General features: G+C 52.8%; 22 protein-coding genes and 2 rRNA genes. 10 read left to right on the top strand and 14 right to left on the bottom strand.

Annotated elements, in window-relative coordinates; genetic code table 11:
* Both K0A93_10855 and rrf read left to right on the top strand, forming a co-directional pair.
* Positions 1-378: ribosomal RNA gene (locus K0A93_10855) — 23S ribosomal RNA — on the top strand; the annotation flags it as partial.
* A 129-nt stretch (positions 379-507) separates the two neighbouring features.
* Positions 508-624: ribosomal RNA gene (gene rrf / locus K0A93_10850) — 5S ribosomal RNA — on the top strand.
* 90 nt (positions 625-714) lie between these two features.
* Here the strand turns inward: rrf and K0A93_10845 are convergent.
* The 12 genes from K0A93_10845 to glpX all read right to left on the bottom strand — a co-directional run bounded on the left by K0A93_10845 (position 715) and on the right by glpX (position 14,651).
* Positions 715-2,085, bottom strand: coding sequence for a sigma-54 dependent transcriptional regulator (locus tag K0A93_10845; protein ID MBW6512591.1), 1,371 nt, complete (start codon positions 2,083-2,085; stop codon positions 715-717).
* Positions 2,086-2,102: 17 nt separating this feature from the next.
* The gene (locus K0A93_10840) at positions 2,103-4,349 is read right to left on the bottom strand and encodes a HAMP domain-containing protein (protein MBW6512590.1); all 2,247 of its coding nucleotides are present in this window, start codon (positions 4,347-4,349) and stop codon (positions 2,103-2,105) included.
* A gap of 194 nt (positions 4,350-4,543) precedes the next feature.
* Entirely contained in the window at positions 4,544-5,470 is a 927-nt protein-coding gene (gene lpxC, locus K0A93_10835; protein ID MBW6512589.1) for a UDP-3-O-acyl-N-acetylglucosamine deacetylase, read from the bottom strand.
* A gap of 237 nt (positions 5,471-5,707) precedes the next feature.
* Positions 5,708-6,649, bottom strand: coding sequence for a patatin-like phospholipase family protein (locus tag K0A93_10830; protein ID MBW6512588.1), 942 nt, complete (start codon positions 6,647-6,649; stop codon positions 5,708-5,710).
* Positions 6,650-6,767: 118 nt separating this feature from the next.
* Positions 6,768-7,307: an epoxyqueuosine reductase QueH gene (locus K0A93_10825; protein MBW6512587.1), complete on the bottom strand. Its 540-nt coding sequence runs from the start codon at positions 7,305-7,307 to the stop codon at positions 6,768-6,770.
* 53 nt (positions 7,308-7,360) lie between these two features.
* A complete protein-coding gene (locus tag K0A93_10820; protein ID MBW6512586.1) occupies positions 7,361-9,661 on the bottom strand; it encodes a hypothetical protein in 2,301 nt (766 codons plus the stop codon).
* Positions 9,642-10,673 carry a Holliday junction branch migration DNA helicase RuvB gene (gene ruvB, locus K0A93_10815; GenBank protein MBW6512585.1) on the bottom strand — a complete coding sequence of 344 codons (1,032 nt, stop codon included), beginning with the start codon at positions 10,671-10,673 and terminating at the stop codon, positions 9,642-9,644. The genes K0A93_10820 and ruvB overlap by 20 nt, the downstream gene beginning before the upstream one ends.
* A 69-nt stretch (positions 10,674-10,742) precedes the next feature.
* Positions 10,743-11,336 carry a Holliday junction branch migration protein RuvA gene (gene ruvA / locus K0A93_10810; protein MBW6512584.1) on the bottom strand — a complete coding sequence of 198 codons (594 nt, stop codon included), beginning with the start codon at positions 11,334-11,336 and terminating at the stop codon, positions 10,743-10,745.
* A gap of 12 nt (positions 11,337-11,348) precedes the next feature.
* Positions 11,349-11,852, bottom strand: a complete 504-nt coding sequence (ruvC, locus tag K0A93_10805; protein MBW6512583.1) for a crossover junction endodeoxyribonuclease RuvC — start codon at positions 11,850-11,852, stop codon at positions 11,349-11,351.
* Between the two features lie 16 nt (positions 11,853-11,868).
* The gene (locus K0A93_10800) at positions 11,869-12,615 is read right to left on the bottom strand and encodes a YebC/PmpR family DNA-binding transcriptional regulator (GenBank protein ID MBW6512582.1); all 747 of its coding nucleotides are present in this window, start codon (positions 12,613-12,615) and stop codon (positions 11,869-11,871) included.
* A 165-nt stretch (positions 12,616-12,780) separates the two neighbouring features.
* Positions 12,781-13,608 carry a cytidylate kinase family protein gene (locus K0A93_10795; GenBank protein MBW6512581.1) on the bottom strand — a complete coding sequence of 276 codons (828 nt, stop codon included), beginning with the start codon at positions 13,606-13,608 and terminating at the stop codon, positions 12,781-12,783.
* Between the two features lie 86 nt (positions 13,609-13,694).
* A complete protein-coding gene (glpX, locus tag K0A93_10790) occupies positions 13,695-14,651 on the bottom strand; it encodes a class II fructose-bisphosphatase (protein ID MBW6512580.1) in 957 nt (318 codons plus the stop codon).
* A 147-nt stretch (positions 14,652-14,798) separates the two neighbouring features.
* On the opposite strand from glpX, the gene K0A93_10785 reads away from it, so the two are divergent.
* The 5 genes from K0A93_10785 to K0A93_10765 all read left to right on the top strand — a co-directional run bounded on the left by K0A93_10785 (position 14,799) and on the right by K0A93_10765 (position 17,954).
* Complete coding sequence (locus tag K0A93_10785; protein MBW6512579.1) at positions 14,799-15,188, top strand: rhodanese-like domain-containing protein; 390 nt, start codon at positions 14,799-14,801, stop codon at positions 15,186-15,188.
* 149 nt (positions 15,189-15,337) lie between these two features.
* Positions 15,338-15,982 carry an HAD family hydrolase gene (locus K0A93_10780; protein ID MBW6512578.1) on the top strand — a complete coding sequence of 215 codons (645 nt, stop codon included), beginning with the start codon at positions 15,338-15,340 and terminating at the stop codon, positions 15,980-15,982.
* Between the two features lie 88 nt (positions 15,983-16,070).
* Positions 16,071-17,231 carry an SAM-dependent methyltransferase gene (locus K0A93_10775; GenBank protein MBW6512577.1) on the top strand — a complete coding sequence of 387 codons (1,161 nt, stop codon included), beginning with the start codon at positions 16,071-16,073 and terminating at the stop codon, positions 17,229-17,231.
* 79 nt (positions 17,232-17,310) lie between these two features.
* Entirely contained in the window at positions 17,311-17,535 is a 225-nt protein-coding gene (locus K0A93_10770) for a NifU family protein (GenBank protein ID MBW6512576.1), read from the top strand.
* Positions 17,536-17,570: 35 nt separating this feature from the next.
* Positions 17,571-17,954, top strand: a complete 384-nt coding sequence (locus tag K0A93_10765; GenBank protein MBW6512575.1) for a VOC family protein — start codon at positions 17,571-17,573, stop codon at positions 17,952-17,954.
* 10 nt (positions 17,955-17,964) lie between these two features.
* Here the strand turns inward: K0A93_10765 and K0A93_10760 are convergent, their stop codons facing one another.
* Together K0A93_10760 and K0A93_10755 are read right to left on the bottom strand one after the other, a co-directional pair.
* The gene (locus K0A93_10760; GenBank protein ID MBW6512574.1) at positions 17,965-18,138 is read right to left on the bottom strand and encodes a hypothetical protein; all 174 of its coding nucleotides are present in this window, start codon (positions 18,136-18,138) and stop codon (positions 17,965-17,967) included.
* The gene (locus tag K0A93_10755) at positions 18,111-18,734 is read right to left on the bottom strand and encodes a hypothetical protein (protein ID MBW6512573.1); all 624 of its coding nucleotides are present in this window, start codon (positions 18,732-18,734) and stop codon (positions 18,111-18,113) included. The genes K0A93_10760 and K0A93_10755 overlap by 28 nt, the downstream gene beginning before the upstream one ends.
* 134 nt (positions 18,735-18,868) lie before the next feature.
* On the opposite strand from K0A93_10755, the gene crcB reads away from it, so the two are divergent.
* From crcB to K0A93_10740, 3 genes are read left to right on the top strand one after another with little or no spacing between them, the layout of a single operon-like run.
* Positions 18,869-19,240, top strand: a complete 372-nt coding sequence (gene crcB / locus K0A93_10750) for a fluoride efflux transporter CrcB (protein ID MBW6512572.1) — start codon at positions 18,869-18,871, stop codon at positions 19,238-19,240.
* Positions 19,241-19,261: 21 nt separating this feature from the next.
* Positions 19,262-19,621 carry a DUF190 domain-containing protein gene (locus K0A93_10745; GenBank protein MBW6512571.1) on the top strand — a complete coding sequence of 120 codons (360 nt, stop codon included), beginning with the start codon at positions 19,262-19,264 and terminating at the stop codon, positions 19,619-19,621.
* Positions 19,618-20,070, top strand: a complete 453-nt coding sequence (locus K0A93_10740; protein ID MBW6512570.1) for a TerB family tellurite resistance protein — start codon at positions 19,618-19,620, stop codon at positions 20,068-20,070. The genes K0A93_10745 and K0A93_10740 overlap by 4 nt, the downstream gene beginning before the upstream one ends.
* The last annotated feature ends 3 nt before the right edge of the window (positions 20,071-20,073 follow it).

Raw genomic sequence — 20,073 nt, 5'->3', positions numbered from 1 at the left:
GGCTGGAGCAGGTCCCAAGGGTTTGGCTGTTCGCCAATTAAAGTGGTACGCGAGCTGGGTTTAAAACGTCGTGAGACAGTTTGGTCCCTATCTGCCGTGGGCGTAGGAGATTTGAGAGGATCTGTCCCTAGTACGAGAGGACCGGGATGGACGAACCACTGGTGTTCCTGTTGTCGCGCCAGCGGCAATGGCAGGGTAGCTACGTTCGGACAGGATAACCGCTGAAAGCATCTAAGCGGGAAGCCCCCCTCAAGACAAGATCTCCCTGGGCGCAAGCCCCTGAAGGTCCGTTGGAGACTACAACGTTGATAGGCCGGATGTGTACGCACAGCAATGTGTTCAGCTTACCGGTACTAATTGACCGTGAGGCTTGACCATAAAAAGTTTTTTTGTGAGGAAGGGGCGAGGTTCGCCTCGCCCCGCCCTCCGTTAAGTTTATTCGCATCAACCGCAGAACAACATCGTATCGGTAATAGTCTTAGGCAATTGAGAACCAGTTATAAGGTTTTCGGTGGCTATAGCGTAGGGGTCACACCTGTTCCCATCTCGAACACAGAAGTTAAGCCCTACCGCGCCAATGATACTGCATGGGAGACTGTGTGGGAAAGTAGGTCGCCGCCGAAATTATTCAGAAAGCCCCCCAACTCACTCCGAGTCGGGGGGCTCTTCTTTTTTTACTCCAGCCACAACGACAGCGCAGCGCAGCGCAGCGCGCTACTTCTTCAGTTCAATCCCATAAGTCTTGATCTTGCGGTGCAGGTTGGAACGTTCCAGACCAATTTGTTCTGCTGTTCGTGAGATGTTCCAGTCATTTTCCTCCAGTTTTTTCATCAGGTAAGCTTTTTCAAAGTAATCCTTTGCGTCTTTAAATGTCAGTTCAGGAATCAACGCCACCGCCGCATTTGGCAGCTCGTTTGTCGAATGTCCTATGCCAAGAGGGCTTGGCAGGTGCTGCGGCATAATTTCATCACCGGGGGTCATGATGACCAGTCGTTCGATCATGTTTTTTAATTCACGCACATTCCCTGGCCAATTGTAAACAGTCAAGGCGTTGATGACTTCAGGGTGCAGCGTCTTGATCCGTCGACTTTCCTTGCTGCAAAAATATTCGATAAAATGTTTTGCGAGAGCGGGGATGTCGTCCTTGCGTTTGCGCAGCGGGGGGACCGTCACCGGAACAACGTTGAGGCGATAATAAAGATCCTCGCGAAACGATCCACTATTGATTGCCTCGACCAGATCTTTGTTGGTCGCAGCGATCACGCGAACATCAACTTCTATCGTCCGGGTTCCGCCGACACGTTCGAATTTTCTTTCCTGTAAAATACGTAATACCTTGGCCTGGGTTTTCAGGCTCATGTCGGCGATTTCATCGAGGAACAACGTCCCCTCGTGCGCGAGATCGAACTTTCCTTTGCGCATGGCAGTCGCTCCGGTGAACGCCCCTTTCTCATGACCGAAAAGTTCAGATTCAATGAGTTCTTCGGGAATCGCTGCGCAATTGACCTCCACAAAAGGTTTTTGAGCACGGCTTGATTGGGCGTGTATCGATCGTGCGACCAGTTCCTTGCCAGTGCCGTTCTCCCCGGTAATCAAGACCCAGCCTGAAGACGGAGCGAGAAGTGCAAGTTGTTCTTTGAGTTGAATGATCGATTTACTCGAACCAATCATCTCGTTTTCACGGGCGATTTTTTCTTTTAAATTGCGATTTTCTGAAACCAGTTTGCCTATTTGTAATGCGTTGTTGATGCTGAGCAACACTTTTTCCAGTGACAGGGGCTTTTCAATAAAGTCATAGGCGCCATATTTTGTTGCCTTGACGGCGGTTTCGATCGTGCCGTGCCCACTCATCATAATTACCATCTGCTCCGGTCGATCTTCCTTGATCTTGCGGAGCGTCTCAACCCCGTCAATGCCTGGCATCCAGATGTCAAGCAGCACAAGATCAGGGCTCTCTTCCTTGACTCGTTCCAGGCCTTCCTCGCCATTTTGAGCAACGCTGGTTCGAAACCCCTCATCGTTCAATATACCGATAAGACTCTCGCGGATCGTTTCTTCATCGTCGATAATCAGGATGGTGCGCATGAATCTTTCCTTGCCGCTTATGCGGGGGTGTGACTGCCAAAAACCGGCAGCTCAACCACAAAGAGTGTTCCTTGTGGATAGTTGTCCTTGACTCTGATGTAGCCGTTATGATCAGAAATAATCGTCGAAACGATCGCCAGGCCCAGGCCTGTGCCGGACTTCTTGGTCGTATAGTAAGGCTCAAAAAGTCGTAATTTGTCGTTGGCCGCGATGCCGCAGCCGTTGTCCGCCACGGTGAAAGAAATGATCTTCAGTGAAGGGTCAAAATGAGAGGCCAATTCAATTCGCCCATCTTCACCAGTTGCATCAACCGCATTGTCAAGCAGGTTGATCAGGACGCGTTTGATCTGCTCGCGGTCAAGACGGCACAGCGGAAGACGTTTGTCCGGGGTGAATGTGAAGCTGAGGTCTTTGTGTCCTTCCTGATACAATACGAGTGATTCGGCGATGATTTCATTCAGATCGTTCGGGGTTGGGTTGCTGGCGGGCATACGTGCAAAACTGGAAAATTCATTGACCAGATTTTTCAGCTCTTCGACCTGCTGAACAATCATACGGGTACACTCGTCAAAAACCGTATCATCGGCACTGAAACGCTCCAGGTAACGCCGTCGCAAGCGTTGGGCTGATAGCTGAATCGGGGTCAGGGGGTTTTTGATTTCGTGTGCAATCCGCCGGGCAACCTCACGCCACGCAGCCATTCGTTGCGCCTTGAGCAGCTGGGTCAAATCGTCAAATACAATCACACTGCCGATGACGGCGTTATTTTCGTCGTGGAGAGTGGTCAAACTGACAAAAATGGTGATCGTTGTATTGCCAACCGGAAGGTTGATTTGCCGTTGAAGGGTTTCCCTTCCGGCCCGTTGTAATTCCTGAAGTAATTCTTTCAGCGCATGAAATTGCTCAATCGACAGTGTCGTGCGAAAGTTGTTGCCAAGAACCTGCTCCGATGAAAGTTGTAGCAGTTCTTCGGCCGACTTGTTGATCGTTGTAATGGTGCCCTGATTATCGAGTGAAATGACCCCTGCGGTGACGTTACGCAGCAGGATCTCCATATAGCTCCGGCGCTGGTCCAGCTCCTGATTGGAGATTTTCAGTTCATCATTCGCGGTCTTTATTTCCTGTTGCCCGCGTCGAAGATCGGTCGTCATTTGATTGAAAGCATCGATCAGTGTGCCAATTTCATCATCGCTGCGCACATCGATCGTGACCTCAAGATCTCCGGCGGCAATGCGATTGGTGGCTGCCGCCAGTTCCTGAATCGGAACGGTGATGCCGCGGGCCAGATGAAAGCCGAACCATGTTGCAAGGAAGATAATCACCAATGCTATCAGCAAGAGCACAATGACGTAACCTTGCTGAATTTTATTTTTTAACAGTTTTGTTTCCTTGTACTGATCATATGACTCAGCGATTTCTTTCATCTTGCTGACCAGAGAATAGGGGACATAGTAATTGACGACCACGGCACCGACCACATCATTTGGCTTCCAGTTGGAAAAAACCGGAACAATGCCCCTGATCAGATCGGCTTTACCGATCGGAGTAACGAGTGTAAAGCGCTTTCCCTGCAGTGCTGCACGCAGATTTTCAGAGCCTGGGTCAGTAAACTCAGCCGTGGGGACATCGGGATTGGATGCGCGCGCAAGCTCTTCTAGCGCGGACGAAAAAACCTCAACGACGCCCAGGTTATATTCCTGTTGCTTGCGGTGAATCAAGTCTACCAGTCGGGGCAGGTTGTTTTCATTGAGAAGCTTTTCGTCTTTGATGAAAAGCGCCAACTGCTCAGCGTAGTACAGTGCATTCGTTGCTGAATTTTTATAGTAGGTTTGGGCGACTTCGAGCGATTCCTGCAAAGAGGAATCGATTTGATCGCTAAACCAGTTTTCAATCGTGTTGTTGATGAATCCCGCTGATACAAAAAAGAGCAGCATCGTCGGCACCAGTGACAGGCCAATAAATACCAGCACCAGCTTGGTCCGCAGATGCGAACCTGGCAAGCCCCGGCGACGTTCGAGTAACAGCTTGAAAACATTGCGAAAAACAAGAAAAAGGAAGAGGACGATCAGCAGAATGTTGATGTTGATCAAAACCAGCATCAACACACTGCCGGATTGGGGAATTTTCTCGGTCAGATCAAAAAGACGCGTCTCAAAGCGAGCCAGCAGCCCCACCAGGACGACGACGGAAATGATCACCAGCCATTCGCGGCGCCGCTTACGTAATTCGGAGTGACGACGATTTTCCGTTGGTGCCGGAGACATCATGATCTGGAAACACGTCCTGAGTAAAGGTTGCCAGGGGGAACTGGACTCTGTCGCTTGCGGTTTGATCCAGTTTCAACAAGATATCGCAATCGCTATAAAAAACAAAGCAATATCACGTGGATGTGAATGTTAAAAAAACAGGCGACCATGGTTCTGGCCGCCTGTCAAAAGGTGCTTTGTTGAGCTGTGAATCAAGCTTCGGAAAAAGCAGGTTCCGGGGCGAAGGCAGGCATGCCCCGCATGGCCTGTTCCAGATCAAGATCAGTAAACTCGACTAGTTTCCACGCATCAGGGGTGTTAAGAATTTTTTCCACTAACTGGTGGTTGATGTCATGTCCCCCCTTATACGATTTGACGTGACCCAGAATCGGGTAGCCGACCAGGCTGAAATCGCCGATCGCGTCAAGAATCTTGTGGCGAACAAATTCGTCATGAAAGCGTAGCCCTTCGGGATTCATCACCCGGTCCTGGTCGATAACGACGGCATTGTCAAGTGATCCGCCGAGCGCCAGTCCCTGCGAACGCAAGAACTCAACTTCATGCAAAAAACCGAAGGTTCGGGCAGCCGCAATATTCTTGTTAAATTCATTCGGGGTGACCTTGACCGAACGTTGCTGAAGGCCGATGCAACGATGATCAAAAGCGATATCGAAGCTGACGCGAAAGAAGCGTGACGGAATAATGCTGACCCGTTTCTCACCATCAATCACAAAGAGTGACTTACGTATTGCGAGGAACTTGCGGCTCCGGTTGAGTTTTTTCAGGCCGGTGTCGTTGAGCAGTTTAATAAAAGGGGCTGAGCTTCCATCCAGAATCGGCACCTCAGGCCCGTCAATGTCAATATGAAGATTGTCGATGCCGAGTGCCGCAAGTGCGGCAAGAAGATGCTCGACCGTCGAAACGGACAAACCGCTTTTGCCGATAACGGTAGCCAGGCGCGTATCGACAACGTTGGCTGAAACAGCTTCAATACTTACGCTGCGTTCCCCTTCGCTGCGATGAAAAATGATTCCGGTACCAGCATCAGCCGGGCGCAGGACAAGGTTAATCGTACGTCCCGAGTGCAGGCCGATACCGCTTAACGTTGCCTGTTTGGCGATTGTACACTGAAAAATCATGATAAGGTGTCCCTTTTTGGTCTGTCAAAATGTGTGTTTCGATCAACAAGATGTATCTGTTGATATGTTAATAGCAATTACCTTGCCATCTTTTTTGTATTTTTATGTAGCTGAAATAAAAGAGTTTTTTTGAATGAAAAAAAATGAAATGGAAATGTGTTGCGGAATTGCAGCGGTTGTGTGTGGTGCTGCACGCACATCTGTAGCGTGCTGGTTAACTGTGTGTCGCCGCTGTTTTCACGTTTTGTTGAGCAGTTTACGCAGGGCAGGGAGTTCACGGTGGGCAATGTCGGTTCCCGCTTTGATCGCCTCCGCAGCGCGATGGAATTCCAGCAGCGTCAGGTTGCGAAGTGCGGGGCGTAGCAGCAGGTCAACATGGTTTTTAGACAGGCGCAATGCATTAATCTCATTTTCCATAATGACAATGCTTTGGGCAAAAATACGGAAAATATTTGGTGGTTTGCGTTCATCCTTGCGCGTCGCAGGTTGTTTCCAGATGCGCCGGAAAAGTGTTTCAATTCCATCCGCCGAGAATTGTGCAGGGAGTTTTGGTGAGACGCCCCGCTCATCGTCTTTGGGCAAGGGGAAGATGGCTTCTTGCGGAGAACGCTTGTCGACATCAGGGATGGCACTGACGCCGATGACGATATCCGCTCCCATCGCCCGGACAAGATCGACCGGCAGGGGATTGCACAGCCCGCCGTCAACCAGGAACCGGTTTCCATAGCGCACCGGTGTGAAAATTCCGGGAAAGGCAATGGCTGCCCGCAGGGCTTCCAGCAGGTCGCCCTGTTTGAGAATCACCAATTCTCCAGACTCGACATCGGTTGCTGTCATCGCGACCGGGATATGGAGTTCGGAAAAATTACGCGCGGGGAGTAACTCGGCAATAAGTTCGGCAACCTGATTGCCGTTGATGAACCCCGACTTTGGCAATACCAGATCAAGTAATCCGGCCAGTTTGCGCCAGTCAATATTGAGCGCGGCTTCTTTTAACTGGGCGGCAGAGACGCCGGAGGCGTAAAGCGCACCGATCACCGCACCGATGGAGGTTCCGGCAATGAAGTCTATCGGAATGCCTTCATCCTCGAAAACTTCGAGCACGCCGATAAAAGACAATCCACGTGCCGCGCCACTGCCGAGAGCGAGGCCTACCTTGAGTTGCGATCCGCTGGTCATGTTCTCATTCCTTTAACGTCAGCCGTGTGGCGCAAGAAGCAGTGAACAGGGAAGTCAGCTGATAATGAGTGTTGCCGATGGTAATGTGAAACGAAAAATATCCGTCCGCAGCCTTGCATCAGTTACGACTGCGCGGGTAGTAGCGGTCTTTTTCCGAATAGATGCAGCCGCAATATTGCTGGCGGTAAAGATTCATCTCTTTGGATGTTTTGATGCCGTCATTCCACCCTTTGCGAAAATCCTGATAAACAAATTTCAGATTAAACTTTCTGGCGAGTGCTTCGCCAATGTCTCGAATCTTGTCATGTTGCTGATAGCGTGAGTAGAGCAGGCTGGTCGAAAAAGCATCGAAGCCCTGTTCCGCCGCCAGCCGCGCAGTGGCCGTCAGGCGGGACTGATAACAATAATCGCAGCGATTATGTGGATCATGCGCGACATTGGCGAGAAATTCTTCCAGCTGATATTCTTCCTGATAAGTGATATTGAGTTTTACCTGCTCGGCGTAGTCCTTCAGTGAGTCAAGGCGACGTTTGAATTCCTGATAGGGGTGGATGTTGTGGTTAAAAAAACAACCGCTTACATCCCCGTTATTTTCACGCAGCACTTTTACCGGATAAATCGCACAATTCGCACAACAGATATGCAGGAGGATTCGCATCAGCAGCCTTTGTCATCAGAGGAAACGCCAAAACGGCATTATATCCGATTTACTCAATCAATGGTATTAATTTTGTCAAGCAGTTTTAAGGGGGGAAGTGGCAATTGTGCCCAGACTTCAGCGACCAGCCGGTTGGCCTGGCGCTGATTGTCAAGATGACGGTGGGCGAGGTCTTGCAATCTGCTTCTCAGCGTCGCCAGGTCGTTGCAGTAGCGGCGCACGATCCGGGCGAGGATCGCGATGTCCTCGGGCAGGGATACTTCTCTTTCCGAAAGGTGTGAGGCCAATTGCAGCGCGACTGCGGTGGAAAGATGATCAACGTCAATCCGTTTGCCATGAGGGTCCTGGAGTTGAATGCAACCGAAAAATTCGCCCTGTTGTTCCAGCGGGCCGGAAAAGGTAAAGCGCTTCAGCGCAGGTTTGTAGTAGTCGTAAAGATAATGGTGCGGAAATCGGGGCAATCCTTCGGCGTGTGCAGCCAGTTGCAGCTCATCCAGAATTTTTGTCCGCGGCAGACGTAACAGGCGGCGTTTGCCGTCACTAACATCCTTGGGTTGACGGAGGGCGTCCCAGTCAAAAGGACGCATGTCGAGCCGTCGGTAGAGCTCACGCTCGGCCTTTTCGACGTCGGTGGCGTTTGTTGCTCCGGTAAAGAGCGCCAGCAGATCAAATGGCGGCAGTGGCATAAGTTCCGCATCATCAAGGAATGGTGCAAGGAATTTACCGCAGGCACTGGAGCGGAAGAGTGTTGTTTCGGCGGCGAGGGTGAGACGCTGGTCCGACTTCTCCAGCGGCGGAGTCAGCTGTCCGGCCGCCAACGCTTCCCAGAGATCGTCCGCTGCGCTGAGGGCCAGACGAAGACGGGATGCGGTGAGTGGTTGTTCCGCGTCGGCAGGCAAGTGTCGCGGACCATGATCTCCGGTGACGACAACGGCGCCTGCAACGGTGGTGCGGCAAAGTTTCAGGCGCTGGCGACGGTGATCGGCCAGACAGAGTTCCGTGAGCTGGTAATGGCGGTTGATCAGTTCGATAAAGTGAGCGTTTGCCGGGGGGATGAGCCACTCCTCCGGGAGTTCCAGAAATAACGCGCCGTCGTTGCACGGGACGGCCAGCAGGGCAAGACCGTGGTAGATCCACGCCGGCGTCTGCCCAGTCAGAGAAAAACGACGACTTGGCCAAGTTTTGCGCAGCACGGCCTGTCCCTCTGTGGTGCGAAAATTAAAGGGGGAGAAAAGCTGACGGGGCAAGGATGCGACGACGGTAGTGAACGATTCCGAGGTCAGTCCTGACCATGCAAGCGACTGCGCGCAGGCTCCATCGTTGCTGTCCAGCAGGCGGCACAAGGTAGTGGCAGCGTGCAACGGTGTCGGGGCGATGGAGATATCGCGCGGCGCAGCAGTCGGCAGATTGACGAAAAGGCGCTTTTCCGACAGTGGTAAAGGTTCGATCCATGCGGAGGTACGATGATTAAGCAGTGGACTGCATCTGTCTATCCACTGCTCAATCGTCGCCACAGCCCGTTGACGATCTGTCCCCCAGCCGAGCTGACGCAGGCGATGCTCAAGCTGACGGATGACGGTATGGACAGCGTCCGGCAACGCAATGCCGGTTGTTAGCGCATCGAGACATGGAGACAGTTGCTCTGCCAGAAGCTCTGCGACGGAAATAGCTCCAGCGCTACGTTGCTCGTCGATCTGGTGGGCCAGCGCATCGAGCAGAATTGCGATACTCCAGGAAAAAGCAGCATGCGCGGGGTGCAGGTTGGGGGGGGAGGTGTTGGCCCCGCGAGCGACGCGCAAGGCTTCACGCAACGGTTGCCGAATCGACAAGAGGGTGTGGTAGCAAAGCGTGGCAAAGTAGTCGGGGGCCAAGTCGGCATCACTGATGGCGCCGGGGATAAGCCGCTGGCGAAACTGGTCAAAGACTTCCGTCAACAGTAACTGGAAATCATTAATCTGCTGTGGCTGGGGCGCGGGGCATTCCCACACCGCGTGGGGCGGGTGTGCTTCATTCGCCTGCTCCCATAAAGTAAGGTTTCGCGGGGTCCAGAAGATAAAGTAATTGATCCCGAGGGCCCGCGCACAACGGGCTGCATCGCGCGGTTCTGAGCCCGTATCGGAAAGGAAGATAACGCCCCCGGCCTGGAGACTTTGACGATTGATCCAGAGCACCAAAGGCGGTGAAACCAGTTTGCTTGCGGTCACCACCGGGGGGAACATTTCGGCGCGGCGAAACGGGTAACGTCCGACATCGATCAGTGCTGCGGACCAATGGTGCAACTGACGGATAAAATGGAGCCTTTCCAGGGGAGTCATCGGTGTAAGAGAGAGCCCTTTACGGTTGATCGTAGTCACTGAAAAGTGGTCCGGATGCGCCCGGTAGCGCGCGATGAAAGTGTTTCAGCGCGCGCTCGGTGACAACGCGACCGCGGGGGGTACGGTTCAAAAATCCCTGTTGAATCAGGAACGGTTCAATCACATCTTCGAGCGTGTCTTTCTCTTCCCCGATTGCTGCGGCCAGCGTGTCGAGCCCGACCGGCCCACCGCTGAATTTATCGATAATTGTGGTCAGCAAGAGCCGATCCATGAAATCAAAACCGCAGTGGTCAACCTCCAGGCGATGGAGGGCATGGTCGGCGGTCTCGACATCGATCACGCCGTGCCCCTGAACCTGGGCAAAATCGCGCACCCGCCGCAGGAGACGGTTGGCAATCCGTGGCGTTCCGCGGCTGCGTCGAGCGATTTCCGCAGCGCCTTTTGCATCGATGGCAATTTTTAAAATAGCGGCGCTGCGGGTGACGATAATCGCCAGTTCGGCGTTGGAATAAAATTCGAGGCGGCTGATGACGCCGAAGCGGTCACGCAGCGGCGAGGAGAGCAATCCGGCGCGGGTGGTCGCCCCGACCAGCGTGAAACGCGGCAAATCGAGTTTGATGGTGCGGGCCGAAGGCCCCTGGCCGATGATGATGTCGAGTTGGTAGTCTTCCATCGCCGGATAGAGAATCTCTTCCACGACCGGTGAAAGGCGATGAATCTCGTCGATAAAAAGGACGTCCCCGGCATCCAGATTGGTCAGAATCGCCGCGAGATCGCCAGGTTTTTCAATCACCGGCCCGGAGGTGCTTTTGATGTTGACGCCCATTTCATTGGCGACAATGTTTGCCAGAGTGGTTTTGCCGAGTCCGGGAGGCCCGTAGAAGAGCACATGGTCGAGGGCTTCATCACGTCCGCGCGCAGCCTCAATGAAGACAATGAGATTTTCTTTTGCTTTGGCCTGCCCGACATATTCGTCGATCAGGCGTGGGCGCAGTGAAGCCTCAAAATGGTCCTCGTTCAGGGAGTCGGGGGTGATCAGGCGTTCTTCCATCAGTTTCACTGCTCACTGTTTAAGTTCACCACGAAGCTCACGGAGAACACGAAGAAAAAGCGTAATACTCTACTTAACCAGAACTTTCAATGCACCTTTAAGAACATCTTCAACGGTTGATTCAGGTGCAATTTCAAGCGCATTCAAGGTTTGCCGGGCCTGCTTTTCCTTGTAGCCGAGATTCATCAGCGCAGAGAGCGCGTCGTCAAGGATATTGCCAGGCGAAGGGTGCGCGACGGTATCACCGCCATTGTCTGCCGCAGTTTTGGCTATTTTGTCGCGCAACTCCAGTGCCAGACGCTCAGCGGTTTTTTTGCCGATACCGGGAATTCCCGACAGCCGGGCGACGTCACTCGTTGCCAGTGCCTGACGCAGATCGGGGGCGCTGAGGTGGGAGAGAATATTGATTGCCACTTTCGGCCCAACCCCTGAAATGGAGAGGAGCAACTTGAACAGCGCCTTGTCTTCCATGGTGAGAAAGCCGAACAGATTGATGGCGTCTTCCCGGACCTGGGTGTGGACATGAAGCCGGACCTCGCCACTTTCGGGGAGAGCATAAAACGTGGTCAGCGGGATGCTCAGCCGATAGCCAACCCCCCCGACATCGACAATGACGTGGTCGAGGGACTTAAACGCGATCTGACCTCTGATAAGTGCAATCATCCGGATATCCTGTCAGCGAACTTTGGTCAGGTCGGCCAGCCGTTGATTCAGTCCGCCGCTGTGGGCGTGACAGATGGCGACAGCAAGGGCGTCAGCGGAATCCTCCTGGGCGATTTCCGGTAAACTGAGTAGTACACGCACCATCTGCTGAACCTGTTGTTTGTCTGCCCGCCCGTAACCGACCACCGCACTTTTGACTTGTAGTGCAGTATATTCAAAAATCGGCAGATTGGCGTTGACTCCGGCCAGCAGTGCTGCTCCGCGGGCATGACCGAGTTTGAGGGCGCTGTTGACGTTGCGCGCAACAAAGATTTGTTCAACGGCGACCACTTCCGGGGCGTATCTACAAATAATTTCGCCCAAGCCGTCATAGATTTGCTTGAGACGATCGGCAAAGGGCGCGGTACTTTTTGTCACCAGCGGGCCGTTGTCGATATGCACCAGGCGATTGCCGGTTTTTTCGATCACACCGTAACCGGTGATCCGGCTGCCGGGATCAATGCCGAGGATGCGCATGAGTCAGTTGCACCCGTTAGCCCATAATCCGCTCCATCTCCGCGTCGGAGATGTCGAAATTGGTATGAACGCTCTGCACATCGTCGTTGTCTTCCAGGACGTCAATCATTTTCATTAATGATTCCGCCTGTTTACCTTCAATTGCTGTCATCGTTTGGGGAATCATGGTGACTTCCGCCGATTGGTATTGCAACCCCCGGTCATCAATCGCGATACGGACCGCCTCCAGCTCTCCTGGCGCGGTAATGACCTCGATGACATCGTCCTCTTCCTTGACATCCTCAGCCCCGGCTTCGAGGGCCGCTTCAAAAATGGTATCGAAATCAGCATCGCCGTCAAAAATGATTTGCCCCTTGCGGTCGAACATAAATGACACCGAACCACTGACACCGAGACTGCCGCCAAACTTGGTGAAGGCATGTCGTACATCAGCCACGGTACGGGTGCGATTGTCGGTCAGAAACTCAACAATCACCGCAATGCCACCCGGCCCGTAGCCTTCAAAGATGCCCTCCTCGTAGACCACGCCATCCAGATCGCCGGTGCCTTTTTTGATCGCCCGATCAATATTGTCTTTCGGCATATTGGCTTGCTTGGCTTTATCAACGGCCAGCCGCAACCGTGCATTTGCTTCGAGATCGTCGCCGCCAATTTTGGCGGCGACGGTAATTTCCTTGATCAGTTTTGTAAAGATCTTTCCGCGTTTAGCGTCCTGTGCGCCTTTGCGGTGTTTGATGTTTGCCCATTTGCTGTGACCAGACATAGTATTCTACCTCGTTTTTTCGCTTCAAAAGCGGAATGATATTTTAGCGTGACACTCTAGCATGAGTGGTGTTTTGCGACAAGGGAGAAGGGGGAAGATGGAAGAAAAATTCAACAAAAAAGCCGACCATGTGGTCGGCTTTTTTGTTGATGAATCAGAGTGTAGTCAATTTTCTTCAGGTTCATTCCGATAACTGATAACCGTAAGCTTATCGGCAATCGCGTCAACCCCGGAAATATTCCTGGCGATCGAGAGGACAGCGTTTCGTTCTTTCTGACTGTGAACGTGCCCCCCCAACGTTAGCACCCCATCGCAACATTCCAGAGAGACATGCTGTCCGTCAAGCTCCTTTGACGAGAGCATCGCAATTGCGGCTTTTTTACGAACAAGCAGGGAAGCGATTCGCTTTTTACTCTGCTGCTTGTTTTCGACCAGATTTTCATCCTTGACTGCGGCGCAAATCAGGGCGACCGCAGTGTCCTCAGAGAGGCGGGAGGTATTGATGACCAAATCATAATTGATTGGGTCTTCCCAGTTACGATCAAAATAATATTTGATGAAACCGTTGCGCTGTTGATCGCTTTTGCGAACCAGGACCCGGGCCAGATCGGGGTCGAGCCACTCGCGTTCGGCCCAGCGCTCGACGCGTTCCTCAAAGGGTGCCGTGATGCGCACCCTCAGGACACTGTCAATATTGTTCAGCAGGTCCTGACCACCGCGGCCATAAATAATGACATTTCCCCGCTGAGCGTATTCCAAGACGATCTGCTCAATCAGGTGCAGATCGACCAGGATCTTTTCGTCATATTTTTCGACAAACGCGGGTGGTTTTTCGTCCGCGTTTTCGACTGCGTCGAGAGTCAACCCATAGTTGGCGGCGACGCTGCGAATTGCTTCACCGTCCACCAGCGTATAGCCGAGCTCTTCAGCGGCGCGGTGAGCAATCGGAATACCTCCACTGCCCATTTCCCGAGAGACCGTAATAATTGCCATGAAATCTATCCTCTGTTGCTGAGCTGCCAAGGGAATCGTCGGAATTCTAACAACAAGACCGGCTAATGACAAGCATTTATTGTGCTTCAGTAGAGTGGCTTGAAATCGAAGTAATGATGGCTTTCGATAAAGCGCACGGTGCGACTTTTGGCCCGCATAACGATGGAATGCGTGATGGCACCGCCCGAGAAATAACGTACCCCGCGTAACAGGTCGCCGCTGGTGACCCCCGACGCGGCGAAAACAACCTCGCCCCTGGCCATTTCGTCAACTCCGTAGACCTTGTCAAAATTGTCGATACCCATCGATTTTGCGCGGTCGCGTTCTTCATTAGTCATGAAAACCAGGCGGCCCTGCATATCGCCCCCCATGCACTTGAGCGCGGCGGCAGCCAGTACGCCTTCCGGCGCCCCGCCAACCCCCATCATCAGGTCGATACCACTCTCTTCGACCGCCGTAGCGATCGCCGGGGAAACATCCCCGTCGCTAATCAGATGGATACGCGCACCGGCCTTGCGGAGTTCACTGACCATCTTGTCGTGACGGGGGCGGTCAAGGACGACCACGGTGAGATCCTCGATGTAGCAGCTTTTTGACTCGGCAATCCGTTTCAGGTTCTCGGTCGGCGAAGCATCAATATCGATCGCGCCCTTGCCAGCCGGGCCGACGACGATTTTTTCCATGTACATGTCGGGCGCGTGTAAAAATCCCCCTTTGGGTGCCAGTGCAATCGTGGCGATCGCACCGCTCATTCCCTTCGCGCAGATGTTGGTTCCTTCGAGGGGATCGACAGCGATATCGACCTCATTTGCAGCGCTGTCGTTGCCGACCTTTTCGCCGATATAGAGCATCGGCGCCTCATCCATTTCCCCCTCACCGATCACCACTGTACCGTTGATATCGATTGAATCGAGAGTACGTCGCATCGCCTCTGTGGCGGCGTCGTCGGCGGCGAGTTTATTTCCTTTGCCGACCCAGCGTCCGCAGGCGAGAGCCGCCGCTTCGGTGACGCGAGCCAGTTCCATTGCAAGATTGCGATCCATGACGAACTCCTTGAAGCGAAGACAGGTATTACGGAGCCTCATGATGGCACGTTTTGTATGGCAACTCAAGCGCGGAAAAAGTTGCATTTTTACTTCGGAATGTCATACAATCAAATATATCAATTATTTAATTATTGGAGCTGTACGATGAAAAAGATTGTGTTGGTAGCGGGCATGATTGTGTTGCTGGCTGTTTCCTTCGGGCAGGCGCAAGATGTTAAAAATATTTCGGCGGCGGACGCGTATCAATTATTGCAGCATGACGCGCGGGTATTTTTACTCGATGTGCGCACTGCGCAGGAATATTTTGATCTGCGGTTGAAAAATGCGCGACTGATTCCGATCGATAAAGTTGTTCAACGTCGCGCCGAGGTGCCGCAAGATCGACCGGTGCTGGTTTATTGCGCGGTCGGTTCACGTAGCGCGCAGGTTGCCAACTATCTGTCCAGGTCGGGGCACAGTGATGTTTTTAACTTGATCGGTGGCATCTATTCCTGGCAACTGCGGGGGTATCCGGTGCTGAAAGGGGCGCCATGACCGCCGTGGTGAGGACATTTTTGCCAATGATCCCGGTAATCTTGCGCGGTCGGGTCAACGTGCGATAACTTTTGACTTCCTTCCCCGGCGTGATATCCTTAGACGGCTGTTGGCGCCATAAGCTTCAAGTCACTCCTTCCGTGGGTTCGATGCTAAAAGATATCCATAAAATTCGCTCGATTGTTTTTGATCTCGATGGAACCCTCTACGTTCATGATGAGCTGGCGGCTGATACCTATGAGTGTGGTGTTTTGCTGGTGGCGCGGGAGCGGGGGATTTCTGTGGGGGAAGCGCGCGAGCTGGTTAAAAACGCTGAGAGGGGATTGATTGAAAACCTTGAAATTACCCCCAGCCTGACCCGGGTCTGCTTCGAACTCGGGATTGAAGCAACAGAATTTCACCGCTATCTCAAAACCCAGATTCGCCCCGAACAGTACCTTGACTACGACCCGGTGCTGGTTGCCCTGCTCGATTCACTGCATGATCAATGTCAGCTTTATCTCTACACCAACAACAACCTGGCAATGACCGGGCAGATTTTGACCCTGCTGGGGGTTGCCGATCTGTTTCAACGACTTTATACGATTGAGTTTACCTGGCGACCCAAACCAGATGAAGAAACTCTCGAATTTGTTATGTGTGATATTGGTGGCCCGCCAGAGAGTTTCCTCTTCGTTGGGGATCGCTACGATATTGACTTACGTCTGCCCGATGTACGGGGTTGCTCAACGCTCCAGATCAGCGAAGTTGCCGATCTGCTCCAGATTCACAAGTTGATGCACATCATTCCCTGAATCTTCCGGAAAAATCTTACTTCTGCTTGCCTTTTAATTTTCACTTGGTTAATATCTGACCCCGGTTGTCCACTTTGCGAGGAGAATTATGGTTGAAAACGGCGGTAATGCCGCGTTGAAAAAGTATATCCACGATCGAATCGAATCGATCGGTGGTCTTGATTTTGCGACCTATATGGAGCTGTGTCTTTATCACCCTGAGCACGGTTATTACATGGCCGCGCGCGACCGGATTGGCAAACAGGGGGATTTTTTTACTTCGTCAAGCGTTCATTCCCTGTTCGGTCGCTTGCTTGCCCGTCAGCTCCAACAGATGTGGGACGTGCTTGGGGGCGGCGCGTTCACGATTGCCGAGCAGGGCGCTGGCGAGGGGCATCTGGCTCTCGATATTCTTACCGCGATCAAGGAAGAATGCCCGCAATTCTACGCCCGACTGACCTATCTGTTGGTCGAGATCAGCCCCGACAACAGGGAACGTCAACAGAAACTCCTTGCCGCGCATGCCGCGCAGGTTTCATGGTGTGCTTTTGATGATGTGGAGGCGTTGGTCGGATGTTACGTGAGCAATGAATTGATCGATGCGTTCCCGGTTCATCTCCTCGAAAAACGTGCGGGAACGTTGCAGGAAGTCTTTGTGGTTGATCGTGATGGTGAGCTTGCGGAAGATTTACGCGAAGTGTCAACCCCTGAAATAGCTGAACATTTTCGTCGCCTCGGAGTTGACCCGGTCGAAGGAAATCGATTCGAAGTCAATCTGGCGGCGCATCACTGGATGACCCAGGTTGCGCGGAAAATTGCACGCGGCTTTGTGCTGACCATCGATTACGGTTATCCGGCGACTGAACTCTATTCCCCTCTGCGCAGGAATGGCACCCTGATGTGCTATCAGCGTCACACCAGTAATGAAGAACCGTTACTGCGCATCGGTGAACAGGATATTACCGCCCATGTCGATTTCACCGCGCTGCAACTTGCCGGTCAAGCCGCGGGACTTGAACCCTTGTGGTTTGGTGAGCAGTATCGTTTTTTGATGAGTCTCGGTTTTGTCGAGGCATTGATTGAGCTCCAGGCAAAAACCGCCGATGAAAAAGAGGCGCGGGCACTGCGACTGACCTTGAAAAACCTGATTATGCCTGACGGCGGGATGGGGGAGACGTTTAAAGTGCTGGTACAGGGGAAAGGGGTCGATAACCCCGCGCTGCTCTGTCAGCGTAAACTGACCGATCTTCCGCTGCCGGCAATGTTATAACGATCAAACTTTTCTTCCCCCCGCTGACACGCTGTGGAACGGGGGGATTCCAACAACCATTCAACGATGGAGATTGATGATGAAAGAACAAGTTCAGGAAGTTTTGAATCTGGTGCGCCCCGCATTGCTGGCCGACGGTGGCGATGTTCAGTTGGTCGATGTCTCGGCGGACGGGGTGGTCAGTGTCAAACTGACCGGTGCCTGTGGTTCCTGCCCGATGTCGACCATGACGCTGAAAATGGGCATTGAAAAGACGTTGAAAGAAAAATTGCCGGAAATCGTGAAAAGCGTCGTGCAGATTTAATCATTTCGTCAGTTTGCCCTGAACGAGGAGCCGCCATGGATTATCAGATGATTCACAGCTGTATTCGGGTCACCGATCTGGCCGCTGCCGAAAAATTTTATACCGAGGCCTTTGGTTTTGTGGTCGCACGCAAGCAGGATTTTCCCGAACATCAGTTTACCCTCAGCTATCTCACCGCCCCCGGCGGTGGCTTTGAGCTGGAGCTGACCTATAATTACGATCACGAGCCATATCAGCTGGGGAACGGTTATTCCCATCTCGCGGTTGGCGTGACTGATCTGGAAGGTTCGCACCGCCGCCATGCAGAACTGGGGATCGACCCCAAACCGTTGCGCGGTCTGCCCGGATCGGCACCGAAATACTACTTCGTCGCTGATCCCGACGGTTATCTGGTTGAAGTGGTGCGGGTCGCCGCGTAGCACGACAGAATCAAAAAAAGTGGCTGGATTCGATCAGGAATCCAGCCACTTTCTGGTTTTTCCGGCGAAGCTGGCAAACTTGACGTTCATGGCCCGGTTTCAGCAATTGATCGACCGGGACAATTGCCTCTATCTTGTCCCGTTGTGCAGCATCAATTAACTTCTCCCCTTTTGCAACCAGCATAATTGATTCCCGCAGGTGGTAAAGAAATGCGTGATTTCTTCCGCCGGGAAGGGATGCAACCCCGCCGGCAACGCCTCTTTTGGAATTTCTGTAACCCCTGCCGCGAGCGGTAAAATAGCGTTGAGACCGGCGAATGCCGGAGGGGGGAGTTGTACGTTGAGCGGCATCTTTTGCAGGTACATGGCAATGCGCAGGGTTGTGGCGTACAAGAGCGTCGCGTCGATCCCCGGCAGGGAGCCAAGGGACTCGGTGACGATTGTGTGAAGCGCCGGGAAGTCCCTACTGGCGGCAATCGCCGCTTCATCCGCCAACAGGTTTCGTTCCGCCTGCTGAATTGATTGCGGCGGTACGACATGCGGGGCACGAGGGTCGTAAGCTTCATTCTCATCATCCAGCGCCTGGGCCGCATCGGTCAATGCACAGGCCAGAGATTCGACATTTTCATAGTAGTTCTTTTCGACATTCAAGGCGTGCTGGCTGTGGATATAACAGTTGAACACCTTATCAACCGAGTCAAGCGCCGGGTTGCCGCCTGGCGGGCAGGGACAGGGGGGGGCATGGCAGTCGCTGCCGCAACCGCTACTGGAACAGTCCATGAAATTTAATCCTCCAGTTGAAGTTATTGTTTGTCGCGAGCACTTTAGCATTTTTGCGGGAAAAGATCAGTAACCTTTGCGCTGTGGATTTGTTCAATTGACAGCCTTTGCCACGATAAGGAATAATAGCCCTCATGCAGCTACTCTATATTGGAATATGCGGTGCTCTGGGGTGCATTTCGCGCTATCTTCTCTCCGGCTGGACCTATGCACTGGTCGGACGCGGGTTCCCCTGCGGAACGCTGGTGGTCAATATGGTCGGTTCGTTTCTGCTTGGCCTGCTGATGGAGCATGGCCTGCGCAGTACCATGTTTTCGCCTGAAGTGCGGATCGGCATCGGGGTCGGATTCCTGGGGGGATTTACCACCTTTTCGACATTTTCATTTGAAACTGTACGGATGCTCGAAGAAGGCAGTTACCTGCACGCCGGTGCCAATGTTCTGTTGAATGTCGTGGTCTGCATCGTTTTTGCCGGCTTCGGCATCATTGCTGCGCGGCACATATGACACAAACTACAGGAGATTTTTATGCCCAAGTTGGAAGGTGAACAGACGTTGATGCGCATATTCACCGGCGAAAGTGATCGCTGGCACGGTCGTTTGGTCTATGAGGCGGTGGTTGAAACGCTGCGTCGCGAAGGTTTTTACGGAGCGACAGTCCTTAAAGGGGCGATGGGGTTCGGAGCGCGCAGCGTGATGCATAGTGAAAAATTTCTGCGCTTGTCAAATGATCTGCCAGTGGTGATCGAGGTGATCGAACACCAGGAGAAGATTGATAAAATCTTGCCTCGTCTTGACGAAATGATCCAGGGCGGGATGGTCACCCTCGAAAAGGTACGGGTCATCCGCTATATCAAAAATGACGTTATGCAAGGGAAGGAATCATGATAAGGCGGATCAAAAACCTCCTGCAATCAGCGCCCGGCACTGAACAACGCAACGCACATGAGCGGGTTCAGGTGGCGACCTGTGTGCTGCTTCTGGAGCTGGCCCACACCGATGGTGATTTCCATGCCATGGAAGAACAACTGGTCAATGATCTGTTGCGCAACCGGTTTCAGCTTGATGATCAGACGCTGGAAGAACTGATCGAGTTTTCACGCCAGCAACGCGAAGGAGCACTCGATCTTTATCAGTTTGCCAGGACAATTAATGAAAATTTCAGCCGCGAAGAAAAATTCGAGGTGATGGTTGAACTCTGGCGGGTGGTTTACTGTGACGGAGTTCTCGACAAGGATGAAGAGTACCTGATGCGCCAACTGGCAAAACTGTTGCGTCAATCACACCGGGAAATGATTGCCGCCAAACTTAAAGTCCTTGATGAAACCCGTCCCTGACCG

The sequence above is a fragment of the Desulfuromonadaceae bacterium genome (assembly GCA_019429445.1).
Classification (GTDB): domain Bacteria; phylum Desulfobacterota; class Desulfuromonadia; order Desulfuromonadales; family JAHYIW01; genus JAHYIW01.
This window is presented reverse-complemented; position numbering and strand designations above follow the sequence as displayed.